Origin of the sequence: Vibrio sp. D431a, from assembly GCF_030248655.1 — a bacterium.
Classification (GTDB): Bacteria; Pseudomonadota; Gammaproteobacteria; order Enterobacterales; family Vibrionaceae; genus Vibrio; species Vibrio alginolyticus.
In genome coordinates, this window is the sequence record NZ_JAHGAP010000029.1 from 1 (window position 1) to 18,248 (window position 18,248).

The window sequence follows — 18,248 nt, forward strand, 5'->3', positions numbered from 1 at the left end:
ACAACTAAATGTACGTGGGAAGCTTGATTGTATCTACTCATGTTATTCGTCCTCTTTGACTTCTGGAAAAATCAAAGATGCATTTAGCATGAGTAGTTTTACAGGCAAAGCCGAAGCGGATGATAACCACCTACTGAAGTAGGTGGTTTAGGGCTGAAAACAAAAAAGAGCAGTGTTGAGACTGCTCTTATCTAATGTTTTAGAACGCTAGGTTAGGAGTAAATCACGTTTTCCTCAATCCCACTAACTAATGACTGGGCGTTCTTCCAACGGAATACTTTTTCTAACACCTCTTTGCCATCAGGTGCGCGCCAAGTTCGCTCTTGATCCTCTTGACCACCAATGTGGCGATAGAATTCAATCGCAGAAATGTTTTGCGACACAACTTCTAAATAAAGACCTGTGTCTTTAAAGTACTGCTGTTGCCATTCTGCGACAGCAAGTAATAGCTGCTTACCAATCCCACGACCACGGTAACTGTCATCAACATGCAATGCGTCAATAAAGGTTCCACGCTCGAAATCATGGTTGCCGAACACACAAACAAAGCCAAGTAGCAAACCTCCCTCCTCCGCCAAGACAATGTGCTGATTGAATGGTGGGTTGGTCAAACGGGTTTGCCAAATCAGTAGTTTGTCGTCAATCGCTTCTTTCTCAAGATAGTTATCACTAAGAATGCCACGGTAATGACGCTTCCAGCTATCCGCATGAAGATGCGCAATGCGCTCGTAGTCCTTATATTCCGCTAATCGTAAATCCATTACGTATTCCTATTTTCTTACATTTTTGCTTCTTTATAGAGTCTCGGTATATTCCACCTTTATAACACTTGTTTCTTGGCAGATTTTATACACCTTAAGCCAGAGCTCATTTTTTAATACTACTCATTATTCAATTAAAAGCAAAATATCCCATCAAGTTCCTTAATCTACACCCAAAGGAATAGTCACATTTGTCTAACTTTAATTTGACTTACATGTGTACGCTGATATTCTGGCGAACAGTTGTTAGCTCAAAGTTAGGGATACACCTGTGACTCAAAACAAACCACCTGTTATCTGGTTGAATACATTAATATTTTCTGCCAGTTTTGTTCTGACTTTTATTGTAATGCCTTGGTATGCATATCATTTTGGACTGGGTTGGGAACATCTAATTTGGGGAGTGATTGCATTTAGTTTTACTAACCTTTCTATTACAGCAGGCTATCATCGTCTCTGGAGCCACAAAACATACGAAGCTCATCCTATTTTGCGCGCCATTTTTGCGATTGGAGGAGCATTTTCTTTGCAAAATAGTGCATTACATTGGTCTTCTGATCATCGTGTGCATCACAAACATGTCGACAATAACGGTAAAGATCCGTACTCAGCCAAGCGGGGTTTTTGGTATTCTCACATTGGGTGGATGTTACGTGATTACAATAAATCAAAGGAAAACGAATATACAAACTGCCGTGATCTAAAGCGCGACAAAATCGTCATGTGGCAGCATAAGTATTATGTTCCACTTGCCCTACTGACTAATATTGGTTTCCCAGTCATGCTCGGACTGATCTACGGTGATATCTGGGGGATGTTATTGGTCGTTGGTGCGGCTCGACTCTTTATGAGTCACCATACGACTTTTTTCATTAACTCCCTCGCACATATTTGGGGTAAGCAAACTTTCACAGACAAAAACACTGCTCGCGATAATGGTGTACTCGCCTTTTTCACATTTGGAGAGGGTTACCATAATTTCCATCATATTTTCGAGAATGACTATCGCAATGGCGTGTATTGGTGGCATTACGACCCAACGAAGTGGTTGATAAAGTCATGTTCTTGGCTAGGACTCACATCTAAGTTGCGCACAACGCCTACATTTAGAATTGAAAAAGCCCGTGCGAGTCAACTTTTGAAGAAAGCAAGAGAAAAGCTAGAATCGAAACCGAACACGCAAACAATCCTCGATCAGCTACAGCACGAGTTTGATACTTTAGTTCATCACATGCAGGAATACTACGAGATGCGCAAAGAAGTACTCGGTGCCAAAACTGCCAGTGTGGTAAAAAAATACGAATGTTCTGTAACGAAAATGAAGTACCAGCAAATTAAAGCAGAGTTCGAACGGCAGCAGCGTAGTTGGAACCTTATGGTTCGTCGATACGCATAGTTTATCCTCATTCTTACGATTACTTAGCTTCGCTTCGGCGAAGCTTTTTTGTTGTGAAGAGTGTTTTCCAATAATTGCTTACTGAGTAAAGTCTTTTTCCTATTGTGAATCAATTCACTCTTTATTCATTCACTTTCCTAGTCATATTTTCCTTCCTATAAATAGCTTCAAACCAGCACATAACACTTAGAAAACCAAATTCCAACAATACAATCTAACGAAATTATTTATTAAATTATTATTTGTCTCAGATCATGCAAGCCCCATATTTGTCTCGTGCCACAGCTAAGAATTCTGTAAATTCCTTGTCATAAACTGAAACAGTTTCTTTCTTTTTCACATAACATTCGGAGATCCCTATGTTAGAGCTCTTAATTGGCTTAGTGGTTACCATTGCGGTGGGTTACTTTATTGTCAAAGGCTATAAAGCTGCGGGCGTGTTACTGACCGCTGGTATTGCTTTACTTCTTATGACTGGCGTTTTGGGGCACGACGTGCTGCCGTCAAAAATCACCTCAACTGGTAACATGGTGACAGATGCGCTTGAATACGTGAAATACATGCTTCAATACCGCGGTGGCGGTCTTGGTATGCAAATCATGCTGCTTTGTGGTTTTGCGTCATACATGACTCATATCGGCGCGAACAACGTGGTAGTGAAACAGTTCTCTAAACCGCTTTCTGTCATCAAGTCTCCTTACGTCCTTTTGGTAGCGGCTTACATTGTGGCGTGTTTAATGTCTCTTGCGGTAAGTTCTGCAACAGGCCTTGGCGTACTATTAATGGCGACATTATTCCCAATGATGGTCGCGATGGGCATTTCTCGTCCAGCAGCCGTTGCAGTGTGTGCCTCTCCAGCGGCAATCATCCTTTCTCCTACTTCTGGTGATGTTGTTATCGCAGCAGAAAAGTCTGGTTTAGAGCTTGATGTGTTTGCGGTACAAACTGTGTTGCCTGTTTCTATTTGCGCAATCATCGTCATGGCAGCGGCAGCGTTCTTCTGGAACAAATACTTAGATAAGAAAGAAAATACACCAATGGAAAAAATTGATGTATCAGAGATCAAAGCTGACGCACCAGCGTTTTATGCAGCTCTTCCTTTTCTACCTATCATCGGCGTTTTCCTATTCAACGGTCGTACCATTCCAGGACTTAGTCTAGACATCTACACTATTGTGGTTGGTTCGATTTTCCTTGGAGCTCTGATCCATTATGTTGTAAATAAGTTCGATGGTAAGAAATCACTAGAAGATTTAGATTCTTGTTACGCAGGCATGGCTGACGCGTTCAAAGGCGTTGTGATGCTTTTGGTTGCCGCAGGGGTTTTTGCACAAGGTCTGATGTCTATCGGAGCTATCGATAACCTACTTCATCTAGCAGATAATGCTGGTGCAGGCGGCGTTGCTTTAATGCTTATTCTAACTGCATTGACAGTTGCAGCAGCAATTGCAACGGGTTCGGGTAACGCGCCTTTTTATGCGTTCGTGGAGTTAGCACCATCTTTGGCTGCGAAAATGGGATTAAACCCTGCTTTCCTAATTATCCCGATGCTTCAAGCATCAAACCTAGGCCGCACTATCTCACCAGTATCTGGCGTAATCGTTGCGACATCAGGTATGGCAAACATCAGCCCGTTTGAGGTTGTAAAACGCACATCCGTTCCAGTTCTAGCAGGCCTTATCACGGTGATTATTGGTACTATGGTGCTTGTTCCAATGAGTGCCTAACGGTATTGCCACGATCAAACTAAAAGCAATATCCGAACAAAATTACGTTTAATTAAAAACGCCAGCAAATGTGCTGGCGTTTTTTTATTCTAATGTGTTGATTTACGCTGACTTAAATCGGTCAGGAATCTTAGTGATGCTCTCTCTGTAGCTAAACCATAAGTAGGTAACGGCAAGCGAAAAGAATAAATATGAAAGTGCGAATACGATTGGAGACGTGATTAATTCCGCGGACATTCCCCACATCACACCGACTACGGTTATCGTCAACTTAGAAAGCATACCGCAAATGAGTAGGAATAAAGCAAGCTGTGGAAAGCGCGAGCTGCGAAATGCGAAGAAATAACAGCTACCTACCGCTAAAGAAGCAATAGATAAGCCCAACATAAATGAATGGATGTGGTCTGCTGATGCGATACCAGCGGATACCGAAGCCATGAGTAATAGGAACAGTTTCATAAGTCACCTCACAACAAATCTAAAAAGCATCCCTTCATAAATGAAAACTCATTTTTCACTATATTCTGCGCCTAAAATCAGCAATTACAAGTTACTTTTTTGCTCACTTAATGAACATAAAAGCTAATCAGCTTCAATTATTACAAAAGGTTAACAATTAAAAATTAAGAAACCCTTTGCATCTGATACTTACGACAGTTAGATGATAAATTCGCCATTTTTGTTACAGACGGTTAACATGGAAACATTTTGAAATTTTTTATTTGAAATGTGAACTGTGCACTCAACAGCGTAAAACCTCTCTGTCTTGACTCATCATTCGTTATTAGCGAACAAAAAATATCACTTTTTTACAACGTTCTTACTACATACAAAACCATGAATTCACATCCACTTTTAATGTTGCAAATTATTTTATCAGTAACCGTAAAAAGAGATTCCAATCACATATTTATTGGTTATAATCCGCGCTCATTGCGTTAAACGTTGAAAAACGCAAACTAATTTTGAGAAAAAACATCTTTAAACCAACCTTCTTTGCGGCATTGCCAATAAGAGGAAAAACTGAGAATAAAAATGAGCAAGATTGATAAAGCTATGCGCATCCTGTTAGCAGGGTTCTGTATCAACCTTTGTCTTGGCATCCTGTATGCTTGGAGTGTATTCAACAAGGCACTGGTAACTGAATCAGGCTGGAGTGCTGCAGAAGCTTCTGCACCTTACGCAACTGCAACCATCACTTTCTCTATCTGTCTTCTTATTGCAGGTATTCTTCAAGACCGCATGGGCCCTCGAATGATCCTTATCCTAGGTACTGTTCTTACAGGTCTGGGCATGATCGCGTCTGGCTTTGTTGACACTCCACTCATGCTGAACATTACATTCGGCGTGATCACAGGTGCAGGTATCGGTTTTGGTTACGCATGCCTATCACCTTCTGCGATGAAGTGGTTCCACGCTTCGAAGAAAGGTATGGTTAACGGCATTATTGCGGCAGGTTTTGGTCTAGCGGCTATTTACCTCGCGCCAGTAACTTCTGCGCTAATAGACAGCATGGGCATTCAAACTAGCTTTATGGTTCTTGGTGTTGGTATCCTAACGATTGCGGTTCCTCTTGCAGCAACCATCAACAACCCACCAGCAGACTACACACCTGCGGAGCCTAAAGTAAAAGAAGGCCAAGCACCTAAAGCGGTGAAAAAGTCAGATGACTTAACTTGGAAAGCAATGTTGAAAACGCCACAGTTCTACTCTCTATGGATCATGTACGCGTTTGCAGCTTCTGTTGGTCTAATGATCATTGGTAACATCACGACAATCGCAAGCGTTCAAGCAAACTTGCCAAACGCGGTTTACCTAGCGTCTATTCTTGCTGTATTCAACTCTGGCGGTCGTGTTGCCGCGGGTATGCTTGCAGATAAAATCGGCGGTGTTCGTACGCTTCTACTTGCGTTCGTTCTACAAGGCGTAAACATGGTACTGTTCGCGACGTTCGACTCTGAGTTTACACTGATCATCGGTACAGCAATCGCAGCGGTAGGTTACGGTACACTTCTAGCGGTATTCCCTACTCTAACGGCTGAGTTCTACGGTCTGAAAAACTACGGCACTAACTACGGCGTGCTTTACACAGCATGGGGTATTGGTGGTGCAATCGGCGCAGCGGTTGTTGGTTTCTCGATGACAAATGGCGACGGCTACACCTTGGCTTACACAATTTCTTCAGCAATGATGGCAGTATGTATCGTACTTGCGTTCATCACTAAGCCATTGTCTGAAGCGAAAGTAGCACAGCTAAAAAACGCATAATTGCGAATTGATTTGATAGCAAAAAGGCTTAACCTATGGGTTAAGCCTTTTTTTGTTATCGGTCGTTTATGGAAAGCCCTATCGAACTTGCACCAGACTACTATCTAGAGAACTTCTTTAAGCTGACTCATCACGCAGTAACTTGGTACAGCGATTTACTGACCAAGGAAGAACACGCATGGCTTTGCTCGTTTGATTCTTTGAGCAAACACGCCCAGTGCCTTTTGGTACGTTTATACAGCCGAAAGGGATGTTGGTTTCGAAGTGATAAGCTGAGTTATCAAGAAATACCTTCTATCAATGAAGCGCTGACGGAATTGAGTCAACATGAGTTTGTAGCCCTTTCCCCACCCCTTTCTCATCAAGAGTTAGCGGCCAATTTACTGACCAAACCAGAAATCTCTGCGCTTTATCCCGAACTGCCGAAATCACTCAAGAAAGACGCCCTTGTCGAACGTTTGAGTAATACGGAATTTGATCGTATAGAGAAGCTTGAGTTTACGATCGTCAAACTCAATTCAGCTCATATGATCGACGTGTTGCTCACTCTGTTTTTTGCCAACACCCATCAAGACTTAAGTCAGTTTGTGCTTGATGACTTAGGTTTGCATCAGTTCGAGCAATATCAATTGAGTAAAGTGCGCCGTTTCTTTGATTCACGTGAGCAAATAGACCGTTTAATTGAACTGAGCCAGTTGGCCAACCTGTACTGGCAATTTGACCGAAAAGACAAAGCCAATCTCGACTTATTAATTGAGGCAATGCCTCAGCCCGTTAAACACCGTTACGTAGATCGTAAACGCGAGCACATGTTGAATGACATAGCACGTGATTACGAACGGCTTAATGATCTAGAGACCGCCCTATCTCTATTTGGCCAAACTCAACTCACACCGAGCCGAGAACGACGCGCACGTATCTATGACAAATTAAACCATGATGATTTATTTGGTGACATTGTCACAGATATGCTTAACTCACCGATCGATGTGTCTGAGCTCGAAGTTGCACAAAAACTTGAGCAACGGTTAAAACGAAAACAAGGCGAGAAAGTGCCAAGAGTGACGAAGCCAACCTGTACGGAATACCGCCTTGAACTGGATTTATCTCAACAGAGAGTCGAACTCGCCAGCAAAGCGTATTTTGAGTCCTTAGGCTGGACAGTATTTTACACCGAAAATGCACTGCTTAATGCATTACTTGGTCTCACTTTTTGGGATGCGATTTTCGCTCCCATCGAAGGCGCATTCATCAATGCCTATCAACATCGTCCTCTGGATTTGTACCATTCTGATTTTGTTACCAAGCGCCAAGCTTTGATAGATGCGGCGTTTGACGAATTGGAAACGGGTAACACTCATACGTTATTGACAAAGTACGATGAGAAGTTTGGTATCAGCAATCCATTTGTGCATTGGAGCTTAATAAGTAAAGAGCTACTCGAAATGGCACTCGATACAATCCCAACTAACATGTTGATGGCGCTATTTAAAATACAATTGAGTGACCTAAAGCTTTACCGCAATGGGATGCCTGATCTGATTGCTTTTAGAGGAAACGAGTTCGAATGGATTGAAGTAAAAGGGCCAGGCGATAAACTCCAGGATAACCAATGGCGTTGGATCAAAGAGTTTACTCGCCTTAATGTCCCGTTTGCGGTGTGTTACGTCGCAGCAACTTAACTTACTCTATATAAAGAGCTTGGTGTTTGTTCACTCAAACCGCCCCTCGGTTATCGCCCCTTGCTCTTTTTTCTAAACATTTTTTCGTTTCTTCACGATCGCTTCACGCTTCTTCACACAAAATGCGCTTCTACTCACTAAGTTGATTTGAAGAGGCAAAATAAAATGAACAAAACACTTCTTGCGTTACTTGTTACCTGCTCAGTTTCGGTATCTGCGGCTCCTTATGTAGGTCTGGAATATGGACTAGGCACCACTGACCATGATTTGGAACCTCACTTTTCAACTGACAACGTAACACTCAACCCTGAGCTTGAAGACGGTATTTTCTCAGGCTTTGTCGGTTACGCATTTAATGACAACTGGGCATTGGAACTGGGTTACAGCCAGTTTGACCTTGATGATAGTCGTTCAAAAAACCTAGGTATCAAGTCAATCGATGGCAAAGATTACCATCATGAAATGGATTGGGATGCGTCAATCAAAGCCAAGCAAGTGTCGTTGGCTCCTGTGTTTAACTATGCATTAAATGATAAATGGACAACAAAATTCAAAGCGGGTCTAACGTACACGGAATACAACGCCAAGGTTTCTAAACATCAAGAATACGAACTTGTCACGAACGACGATGTGGAAATGACCAACACGCTTTTCCATAGCTCGGAGAAAAACAACGAGCTAGGCGCAATGTTCTCAGTGGGTGCGGAATACAGAATTTTCCCGCAGCTCACCATAGGTGTAAACGCAAAATATCAACTAGACCGATACGCGAACACTGCATCCTTTAACGTAGGCACAACTTATTACTTCTAATATAAGGAGATGATAATGAGAAGAGTATTGTTAACATCCATGCTTGCCCTACTTTCAAGCTCGGTTTTCGCCGCGTTTAATGGTCCAGAAGTCAGTGCAATCAATACGGTGAAAGAGGCGCGCAACGCAACCGACGACAGCGCTGTAGTGCTAACCGGGCATATTGTTCAATCATTTGGTAACGAGACTTACTTGTTCAAAGACAACACTGGTGAGATCGAAGTAGAGATCGACAACGAAGATTGGATGGGTCAAGAAGTGACACCAAAAGATACCGTAATGATTCGAGGAGAGGTTGATTCAGATTGGACAACTACGCAAATAGACGTTGAGACCATTCAAAAACGTTAAGAAGTTGACTAATACCTCAACACAAATAACACAGCCACATTTTAGTGGCTGTGTTACGCAATAATCATGGAAAACGCTCGTTTAGCTAGTCAAGCAAGGGCAATCTTGCGGTACGACTAATCGTATACTCTTAGGCTGAACATCAAATCTAATGGTTCTCGAATGATAAGGTTCTCCATCTAAATTAAGAGGCAATGGATTCGGAAAATCTATCTCCAACCAGCTTGCTTTAGTGTACTTCACAAACTCTCCTTTCTCACTCGGGTTATTGATCTCGTCGATTACTTTAGGCAGCTCATGAGGTAAAAATGGGCGCACCAATGTTAGATCCATCATCCCATCATTAATCATCGCTTTTGGAGCTAACTCTTGCCCACCTCCAGCAAGGCGCCCATTACAAAACGCACCGAGCAACATTTCTCCCTGATACGCGCCACCTTCAATCTTTATTGTTCCGTCATATGGTTTAAAGCCAAGTGCTTTTATAACACCAGTTAACGTGTAAGCTCCGCCGCCAAGAAAGTTTTTGAGTTCAACAGGCGTTTCTGCTGTAACTTCTGCACCAAACCCTGCTGTTGCCACGTTAATAAAGCAGCGATCGTTCGCTTTGACGCAATCGACCAAAGCGGACTGCCCCTCAACAGCAAGAGATAAAGACGCCTTAATGGAATTAGGTACTTGAATAGCGGTAGCAAAGTCATTGGCGGTACCAAGGGGAATAATGGCTAACTCAGGGCGTTTTTCTTTGTCAATTTGAATAATCGCAGAAGCCGCCTCATTGACGGTCCCATCGCCACCAGCGACAACAATACGTTCAATGCCTTCATCAACCGCTTCTTTAACTAGCCGCGGCATGTCTTGAGATTCCCACGTCACACGCACCTGTACGTCGATGCCTTTTTCTCTCATTTTCATGATTGCATCTCTTAACTCTGGATTCCCAGCTTTTTTTCCGTTAAGGATGGCACGTATTGTCTTTTTCATTGCACTTCCTATTGGTTGATGACTTTTCCTGCTTGCTTAATCTGTGAACGTAACCACTGATGGGCGCTGTCGTTTGTGCGACTAGGATGCCAGATTGTACAAAGCTCATACATTTGTTCATCAAATGGCATTGATAAAGATTTAACATGATAGGTGTTATTGAACAAGTTGATCATCGACTCTGGCATTAAACCAATGTATTCACTACCACAAATAATTGGGAGCATTTCTAGTACGCCTGAGGCTCGATACTTAATCTTTCTCTTATCCAAGTCGACAATGTCATCGGCGTTTAACAAGCTCTTACGACTCTGCCACTGCGAAACCACTACGTGTTCTTCTTCAAAAAATTGTTCAGCCGTAATCTCGTCATTCAGGCGTGGATGCGCTTCGCTACATACCACCACCAAACGCTCCGTAAGTACAGTTTCCAGTTTTAACACCGTTCTTGCTCTTGGTGTGATATCAATGATCAAATCGTATCGTTGTAACCGCAGATCACTTTCAAAATCTTCCGTAAAAAGCGGATGTACTTCTAATGCAACATTTGGCGCCGACACACGGATTTGTTTCATGACTTGAGGTAGCAACTCAAAGCTTGCAACGGACACACAGGCAATAGAAAACACTCTATTCGACACTTTAGGGTCAAACTCACTAGAGGCCGATAATGTCGAAGTGAAATTTTGTACTGAAGCTAGAAGAGCAGGATAAATATCCATCGCAAACGAGGTAGGCTCGACACCTTTAACGCAACGATGAAACAATGGATCATCGTAGATATCACGTAGCCTTGCTAGCGCTTTACTCACCGCAGGCTGGGTGATGTTTAAACGCGCCGCCGCCCGAGACAAGTTACGCTCTTCATAGATGGCAGTGAAAATGGGAATAAGATTAAGGTCGGTCGGTTTCATGCTATTAAATTTTTCAAAAGTCACTTTCTCTATTTTAATCTAACAGCATGATCCTTCACGTAGCCAAGTGCAATAAATGGGCGGTATCGCTTGTTTTAATGAGTTTTAACTCAATTTTGACGCACTTCATTCACCACATAAACTGGCACCATAGTGCAACGTAAAGCTTGACTTAGGCTTTGCCTAGGTAAGGGGTAAGAAACTCGCTGACTTCCTCGCCGCACAAACCCGTTTCTACCTCTATACCTGCTTGTTTTAGAATCTCGATACCTCGACCACTGTTGCGCGGGTCGGGGTCCAATATGGCTACGACGACTTTGCTTATGCCGGATTTGACTAATGTCACCGCGCAAGCTGGCGTGCGACCAACAAACGAACACGGTTCCAGCGTAACGTATGCCGTCACCGATTCTAACGAGCCTTGATACGCATTCAGCGCTTCCACTTCCGCGTGATTGCCACCAATCGCTTGAGTATGACCTTCAGAAACGATTTGATTGTCTTTCACTAACACGCAGCCAACCGGCGGGTTGGGTTGACATTCAGGAAGCGCATTTTTGGACACTTCCAATGCGCGGCGCATAAACTCTTGGCTCATTTGAACTCTATTCTCTAATAAAAACGAGGCGCTATATTAGCGCCCCGTTTTATTCATTGTCATCTCTTCCAATGACTTTGTCCAGTTCTGGTAACGCTCGCGGAATACGGAATTTAAAGCGTTTTTGTTTGGTCTGGACTTTGCGCCACATCGACTTCAGTAAATGAGCGCTATTTTCACCATTTTGCATTCGCGACGCACTTTTTTGCCACGATTCACTCGTATCGGCTTTGGTCATTTCTAGCTCGGCCGTATTTAAACGCAATTGTTTGTACAATATGGTCCTTGCTTCAGACCAACGTTTAGCCTTTAACAAACGGTGGAACGTCAGCCATGCTGGTGTCGGTCTGTTGCGGTAGTAACGTTTAATGGCTACCAATGAAATAATCACAAAACCCAGCAACACAAGCGTGGAAACAATCCATTCAAAGTACGTTCTGATGAAGGACTTCAACGTGTGCTTCGCGGCAAAAGTTTTGCCCTCTAACATCACCGTTTCCACTTGCTGAGTCTTACTGTTCCACCAACGGAACTCATAATCCGACAGGGTTAATTCACCACCTTGTTGAATCACGTACACGCTCTCTTCTGTGCGTGTTGACTGGTAATCACCACGTGTTTGCGTATCTGTCAAACGGTGGGGTTGAGGATACGCTTGATAACGGGTTGTTGATTCTCCTTTCAACAAGTCTGGTAGCAATACAGATAGTGAATCTTGAGCCGAAATGGTGATTTTACGCGTGATTGCATCCCCAACTTTGAGTGACTCAGTGGAGGTATCCCACTCTTGCTTTACCTCTACATCTGTTGCAGAAAACCAAGGTGTCTCACCACTCAGCAGGCCCGATGGCAATACGGTTTTGAACTTAATCGGCTGGGTGTAAAGTGTGCCTGACACCTTCTCGCCGTCCGGCGCCGACACCTGAACGCCCACTGCGACAGGTGGAATCACAAAATCACCAGAAGCTTGAGGATACAAAGTCACTTCCCAGCGTTGACGCGACCAAGTTTGTCCCTCTTTTTGCTCAGTAAAGTTGGTTGCTAGTTGATTACGCTGTTTGGCGATAACATTGGGTATTTCAATATTGCCAATTCTCGTACCACCCGTAAACCAACGCGGCGTTGCCACTTCGATGGTTAAAATAACTTGCTCATTGACGCTAAAACTTGGTGTTTTCCGCTTCTCTCCAGCCGTTGGTTGTTTACCAACCCACGCTTGTAACTCAACACCATGCTCTCGTTGAACGTCACGAATATCTTGAGCCAACACACTACTGCTCAGGAGGAAACCGAAACAGATAACTAACCACAAGGGTAAAGCAAAGTGCGTAAAACGGTGGCTTTTCATCATTGCACCGCCTCCTCTGTATTTTCGTTCGCAGTAGAGGTTGATTCTCCGGTTTCTATTGAACGCAATTGAATCTGAAACTTCGCATTTAAGAAGTATTTAGGATCCGCTTCGACTCGCTTTAACCATTTGTCGGCTAATTCTTGGCTACCTAAGATGTCGTCTGCACTTAACGTCTCTTTAATCATCAACTCCGCTGACGTTTTTTCATCCGCCCCTTCTGCGGTTTGAGGGTTGTCGCCTAGCTCGGTTGACGCCTCTTGCTCTGTTCCGGCTTGACTTTCACTCATCTGATTTATCTCATCGACGATGCCAGCAATCACTTTCAAGTTGTGCTCAACATCAGGTCTTAACGACTCGCTCAACGTTGGCTTACTGGCTAGGGATTTTAACAAGTCACGAGCAGCCAAATATTCTCGCTGACGCGCCAATGCGCTCGCCGCATTGTAAAGACCGTAATCTCTAACCTCTTCGGACGGGTCGTTTTGCATTTCCAAAAACGCACTGTGCGCGAGCTCAAACTCGCTAGCGTAGTAGTACGCCGTGCCTTTACGTAATGGATCGACAAAGTGTTTTGCAGCTTCTAAATACGCTTGTTGGTTGAACAAACGCTGTCCTTGTTGATCTGGCGTTAGCCACAAATCCCACCACCATTGCGCCACCTTGTCGAAAGCCGTCACTTTTTGCACAACTTGTGGCTGCTCGGCTTTAACTGAAATGTTCTCGGCCAATGCACTTGTTGGCATCAATAACGTGCCGCTCACCATTACAATCACGCACCACTGCACTAACCACCCTTTTCTAAACCACAGCATCATGATCAGCGCGATTGGGAACAGAATTTGATACCCCATGTCTTTCCAAGGCATTGAAGATTCGCCATTAAGCTGCATATTGCGCTCAACGTATCGATTCAGTTGCTCGATATCACTATTATCGACGGTCACTTCCACCAATCGACCGTTAGCCTGACTAGCCAGTTCTTGTAGAGAATCCAAATCCATTGGGTTGTTACTCACAATGTCAGCATTCCCTGCCGCAAGAATTAACAGTTGATAAGATTTGCCCGAGAAATACGCTTGGTATTGCTCAATCGTGGCTGGATTAACGCCATCACTCACCAACAGAACGGTAGAGCCTGGTTGACCTTGCAATTGTTGGTCAATTAACGGCAAGGCTTTTTCGGCAAGCTTACCTTGCACGGGCATAATTTCTGGCGTAATGGCCGCCAAAAACGGGTCAAATACTTTACTGTCTTGAGTTATAGGCATCGCGACATGAGCACTGCCCGCAAACACGACTAACCCCGTTTTTCCGCCTTTTCGCACGGCTAGCAAATCGCGTATTTTCTGTTTGGAACGCTCAAGGCGGTTTGGTGGGAGATCTTTTTGCAGCATCGATTCGCTGTTATCAAGCACCACCAGCAGAGAGGCTTTATCTTCGCCAAAGGGGGAAGATTCACGTTGCCACGTTGGGCCTGCACAAATCACAATGGCGATGAACACAATCAGCATCAAGAGCTTAAGCGGCAGTTGCTTACGCCAACCTCGCTCACCTATCGTCAAAGCATTGCGTAAATGTTCGGGCAGAATATCCTTCCAGCTTGGCTTGCTTTCTTCTCGCCAGCGTAACCACACCAAGAAAAACATGGGGACCAAAGCCAGTAACCACAGTGGTCGAATAAAATGAAACTGCGTAAAGAATTGCGTCCAACTAAGAGAATCAAACATCGCTATCTCCTAATGATGATCGTGTAACAGCCCTTCTTTTGAGTGTTGCGACGCTGAACGCGAGCAAATGCATGATGACCACTAACGCCATCAAGTAATGATGAAGGCTTTGTTTTGGGCGGTATGTGGTGCTTTCGTAAAGTTGAGGTTCCAGTTTGCCAATTTCGTCGTAGGCAGCCGATAGTTCATCACGGTTGAGTGCTTCAAACGCTTCACCGCCGGATTCTTTCGCAATGCGATGAATCGTGTCCATATCCAACGCGGTTTCACCTATCGTTTCCGGATCGCCCATCGCAATGACGTGTACTCTCACGCCTTTGGCTTTCGCAACTTTCGCCGCATCAATCGGTTCAACAAAACTGCCCGTGTCGTTACCATCGGTTAATACAATCGCGACTTTTTCACGGTTTTGGTCTTGTTCTAAAGCACCACGCGACTGATCGCTTTGCTCAAAAACTTTAATCGCTAAGCCAATCGCATCACCAAGATGGGTACTCTGCCCTGCCATTGCCACATCGGTTTGGTTAAGCAGTTCGAGCCACACTTTTTGGTCTGCGGTAAATGGCGTTTGCACGAAAGCAGCATCACCAAAAAGCACCAAGCCTAATCGGTCACCTTTACGAGACTGAACAAACTCCGACAGCACTTCTTTTGCCGCATCAAGACGAGAAATTTTTTCGCCTGTACGTGAGGTGAAATCTGGCTCGGCCATGGAGCCCGAAAGATCCACCACCACCATCACATCGCGGCCTAAACTCTCGCGAACTTGAGGCTCGCCTAACACGGTGGGTTTTGCCATCGCACACACCACCAAAAGCCATGAAAGAATTAACGTTGCTCGTTGCCACCAACTCGGGGTCAACTGGCTTGCACCTTCTGATGGCGTCTCGCCAATCGCTTCCACCAGCTGACTAAAAAACGGCACTTTGATCGCCATTTGCTTAGTGCGATATGCGGGCACCAAGTAGTACACCACCAACGGCAAGGGCAAAACCAGAAACCACATTGGGTGAGCAAATTCAAAACCTGACAAACCAGTTATCGATGCAAGAAGATCATTCATGTTGACCTCCCTGATGTGCTTTGCGTTTCAATCGTGGTGATTTATTTGCCGCGCTTTTTTGAGCATCACAACGGTGCTCACTCACCCAGTTTTTCGCACGAGCAATAAGCGTTACTCGCTCTTCGTTGGTTAGCGTAACGCTTGGGTCAACAATACTTTGTAGCCAGCACTTTGAAAGCTCATCGTTAAAAACCATTTGCGAGTTTGCTTGAGAATCTTCGGTTTGCGGATACAGCGCATCGAGCTTGCGCAGAAAGGCGGTATCAAACAATTTCGCGTTGCGGCTATCAATATGAATCAGCACTACTTTAAGCACAGAGAACAATACTTTTGGCATGTCTTTGTCGCTCGATTTGATTTGCGAAATCGCCAGTAGAGCTTCTTTTCGGTAACGATTATGCCACCATTGCCGAGCCAATCGATATACGACATACACCAATGCAATGAGCACAACCGCCGCTAAAATTTTCCAGCCAATAGTTTGCGGGTACCAACTCACGCTAGATGGTACAGCCACATCATGCAGCTCTCTGAGTATGTAGGTACTCGGAGGCGTAGGAAGATCACTCATTTAACGCCCTCCTACCAGTTTTTGGAATTGTTTAATGTGCTCACCTGTCGTATCGAGTTCGATGTGCGGAAGGTGTTTCATCGCCATAAGTTGAGAGAGTGATTGACGCTGTAAGCTAGTTCGAGCCTCAAGCTTTGCGCTCGCAGCTTCTACCTTTGCGTTGCTGTCTAAATTGAGTTGATACTGCCCATCACCAACCACCCATTTCGATTTTGCCAAATCGTCTGGTAGCGCTTGTTCTAATGGGTCACTGACCATCACAGCAAGAACATCGTTGTGCTGTTGTAGCTGTTTAAGGTGATCAAGGTGGTGCTCCTCGCAGTCGCTCCAGTCGCTGATAAAAATCAAAGTGGATTGCTTGAGCTTCATGCGTTTAATAAGCTCAATCCATTGACTGAACGTTACTTTTTCGGAATTGCGGGAGTCCACATTGAGCGATTGATTGGCTTTAGCGAGACGTTTAAGTTGCGCCAGAAGATCGTTTTGCGAACGCTGTGCCTTGCTGTGAAACAACGCCTGCTGGGATGCGATGACAAAACCGACTCGGTCGCCATCTTTTAATACTCGCCACCCACACATCGCTGCGATCTCTGCCGCGACAACTGATTTCATTACTTGCGTCGAAGCAAAAAACATTGTGCTTCTCTGGTCGACACACACGATTACGTTGCGATCTTTTTCTTCTGTATAACTGCGTACATGCGGCTTACCCGTACGCATCGTAACTTTCCAATCAAGGTTACGAATATCGTCACCCAATTGGTAATGGCGCAGCTCTTCGAAGTTCAATCCACGACCGCGAAACAACGAATTGTGTCGGCCAGAGAGTACGCTACCCGCCTTTAGGTGAGGAAGTAAACTGAATGATTCTGCTTGTGCTTGCAGACGTACTAAACGAGCGTAATCGCAGTACAAACGGGGATCCATCCCCTGTGATTTTGGCGCAAGAGTTGGCTTAGCCATAATGCCTCCCACTTACCCAATTTCTACACAATCTAGCAGCTCTTGTACGACTCGTTGGTGATCGACTCCGTCTGCTAGTGCGTCGTAGGTCAAAGAAAAACGGTGGCCCAATACAGACGGAACCATGGCACGCACATCGTCAGGAGTCACATGGTCACGTCCTTGCATCCACGCATACGCACGAGCGCATTTGTCGAGTGCGATGGAAGCACGAGGACTAGAGCCAATCTCAATCCATTTTGCTAAGTTTGAATCGGCATAACGCTCTGGCTTACGAGTCGCCATCACTAACGCAACGATGTAGTTTTCCACTAGGTCCGATACCACGATGTTTGGTAACTGACGGCGCGCTTCTAGCACCACGTCTGGCTCAATGTGTTTTGGCGTAATAATTTCGCTGCTGGTTTCCGCACCCAATTCTTCACTGCGCACCAAACGAATGATGTCACGTTCGGCGTCATCTTCTGGATAATCGACGGTAACCTTCATGATAAAGCGGTCCATTTGCGCTTCTGGCAGTGGGTACGTGCCCTCTTGCTCTACTGGGTTTTGCGTTGCAAGCACCATAAATAAGTCCGGCAATACGTGAGTTTTATCGCCTACCGTGATTGTGCCTTCGGCCATGGCTTCAAGCAGTGCCGCTTGTACTTTGGCTGGTGCACGGTTGACCTCATCAGCAAGTACAATGCTGTTAAAAATTGGCCCTGGCTGAAAGTGTAGTTGCGGCTTGCCATCCAGCTCTTGATAAACCTCAGTACCCGTCACGTCAGATGGTAAAAGGTCCGGCGTAAACTGGATTCGACCAAAACTGGTGTTTAACAAGTTCGCCAACGATTTTACGGAACGTGTTTTTGCCGTTCCCGGTAAACCTTCTAGCAGAATATGCCCATTTGTTAATAACCCGATGACTAAAGCTCGAACCACGTGGCTTTGTCCAATGACGCTTTTTTCTGTTTGTTCGATGAGTTCTTTTATCGCTTGTTGTGCGTGGTTCATAGGATACCTTTTCAATGGTTTAAGCCGTCTTTTCGATAGTTAAGTATAAGAACAAATGAAATAACTTAAGGTTATATTCACTA

17 protein-coding genes are annotated in these 18,248 nt (G+C 44.6%); 6 read left to right on the top strand and 11 right to left on the bottom strand.

All coding sequences use genetic code 11. The annotated features are described in order from the left end of the window. Window positions 1-212 precede the first annotated feature (212 nt). Complete coding sequence (locus KJB35_RS22785) at window positions 213-761, bottom strand: GNAT family N-acetyltransferase (RefSeq protein WP_005376525.1); 549 nt, start codon at window positions 759-761, stop codon at window positions 213-215. Window positions 762-1,032: 271 nt separating this feature from the next. Here KJB35_RS22785 and KJB35_RS22790 point away from each other — a divergent pair, with 271 nt between their 5' ends. Then, entirely contained in the window at window positions 1,033-2,157 is a 1,125-nt protein-coding gene (locus tag KJB35_RS22790) for a fatty acid desaturase (RefSeq protein WP_171345645.1), read from the top strand. 359 nt (window positions 2,158-2,516) lie between these two features. Continuing rightward, entirely contained in the window at window positions 2,517-3,884 is a 1,368-nt protein-coding gene (gene dcuC, locus KJB35_RS22795; protein ID WP_005376528.1) for an anaerobic C4-dicarboxylate transporter DcuC, read from the top strand. 102 nt (window positions 3,885-3,986) lie between these two features. On the opposite strand, the gene KJB35_RS22800 is transcribed toward dcuC, so the two are convergent. After that, complete coding sequence (locus KJB35_RS22800) at window positions 3,987-4,343, bottom strand: hypothetical protein (RefSeq protein WP_005376535.1); 357 nt, start codon at window positions 4,341-4,343, stop codon at window positions 3,987-3,989. A 576-nt stretch (window positions 4,344-4,919) separates the two neighbouring features. Here KJB35_RS22800 and KJB35_RS22805 point away from each other — a divergent pair. The 4 genes from KJB35_RS22805 (at window position 4,920) to KJB35_RS22820 (ending at window position 8,998) form a co-directional block, all read left to right on the top strand. After that, entirely contained in the window at window positions 4,920-6,152 is a 1,233-nt protein-coding gene (locus KJB35_RS22805) for an OFA family MFS transporter (RefSeq protein ID WP_005376536.1), read from the top strand. Between the two features lie 68 nt (window positions 6,153-6,220). After that, a complete protein-coding gene (locus KJB35_RS22810; protein WP_213907692.1) occupies window positions 6,221-7,834 on the top strand; it encodes a VRR-NUC domain-containing protein in 1,614 nt (537 codons plus the stop codon). A 165-nt stretch (window positions 7,835-7,999) separates the two neighbouring features. After that, complete coding sequence (locus KJB35_RS22815; protein WP_238843164.1) at window positions 8,000-8,647, top strand: AcfA family outer membrane beta-barrel protein; 648 nt, start codon at window positions 8,000-8,002, stop codon at window positions 8,645-8,647. Between the two features lie 15 nt (window positions 8,648-8,662). Next, window positions 8,663-8,998 (top strand): NirD/YgiW/YdeI family stress tolerance protein, encoded by a 336-nt coding sequence (locus tag KJB35_RS22820; RefSeq protein WP_285358064.1) that lies wholly within the window; start codon window positions 8,663-8,665, stop codon window positions 8,996-8,998. Between the two features lie 81 nt (window positions 8,999-9,079). Here the strand turns inward: KJB35_RS22820 and yegS are convergent, their stop codons facing one another. The 9 genes from yegS to KJB35_RS22865 form a co-directional block, all read right to left on the bottom strand. Further along, the gene (gene yegS / locus KJB35_RS22825) at window positions 9,080-9,982 is read right to left on the bottom strand and encodes a lipid kinase YegS (RefSeq protein WP_005376540.1); all 903 of its coding nucleotides are present in this window, start codon (window positions 9,980-9,982) and stop codon (window positions 9,080-9,082) included. A gap of 8 nt (window positions 9,983-9,990) precedes the next feature. Further along, window positions 9,991-10,896, bottom strand: coding sequence for a LysR family transcriptional regulator (locus tag KJB35_RS22830; protein ID WP_005376541.1), 906 nt, complete (start codon window positions 10,894-10,896; stop codon window positions 9,991-9,993). Between the two features lie 172 nt (window positions 10,897-11,068). Then, window positions 11,069-11,494 (bottom strand): bifunctional diaminohydroxyphosphoribosylaminopyrimidine deaminase/5-amino-6-(5-phosphoribosylamino)uracil reductase RibD, encoded by a 426-nt coding sequence (locus tag KJB35_RS22835; RefSeq protein WP_005376542.1) that lies wholly within the window; start codon window positions 11,492-11,494, stop codon window positions 11,069-11,071. A 49-nt stretch (window positions 11,495-11,543) separates the two neighbouring features. Further along, complete coding sequence (locus KJB35_RS22840; RefSeq protein ID WP_005376543.1) at window positions 11,544-12,845, bottom strand: BatD family protein; 1,302 nt, start codon at window positions 12,843-12,845, stop codon at window positions 11,544-11,546. Beyond that, entirely contained in the window at window positions 12,842-14,572 is a 1,731-nt protein-coding gene (locus KJB35_RS22845; RefSeq protein WP_206954607.1) for a VWA domain-containing protein, read from the bottom strand. The genes KJB35_RS22840 and KJB35_RS22845 overlap by 4 nt, the downstream gene beginning before the upstream one ends. Continuing rightward, on the bottom strand, window positions 14,565-15,635 hold the full coding sequence (locus KJB35_RS22850) for a VWA domain-containing protein (protein ID WP_005376545.1): 1,071 nt from the start codon (window positions 15,633-15,635) through the stop codon (window positions 14,565-14,567). Before KJB35_RS22850 ends, KJB35_RS22845 begins: the two co-directional genes overlap by 8 nt. Continuing rightward, window positions 15,628-16,206 carry a DUF4381 domain-containing protein gene (locus KJB35_RS22855; protein ID WP_005376546.1) on the bottom strand — a complete coding sequence of 193 codons (579 nt, stop codon included), beginning with the start codon at window positions 16,204-16,206 and terminating at the stop codon, window positions 15,628-15,630. The genes KJB35_RS22850 and KJB35_RS22855 overlap by 8 nt, the downstream gene beginning before the upstream one ends. After that, window positions 16,207-17,169, bottom strand: coding sequence for a DUF58 domain-containing protein (locus KJB35_RS22860; RefSeq protein WP_005376547.1), 963 nt, complete (start codon window positions 17,167-17,169; stop codon window positions 16,207-16,209). 12 nt (window positions 17,170-17,181) lie between these two features. Next, window positions 17,182-18,165 (bottom strand): MoxR family ATPase, encoded by a 984-nt coding sequence (locus KJB35_RS22865; RefSeq protein ID WP_005376549.1) that lies wholly within the window; start codon window positions 18,163-18,165, stop codon window positions 17,182-17,184. Window positions 18,166-18,248 lie beyond the last annotated feature (83 nt).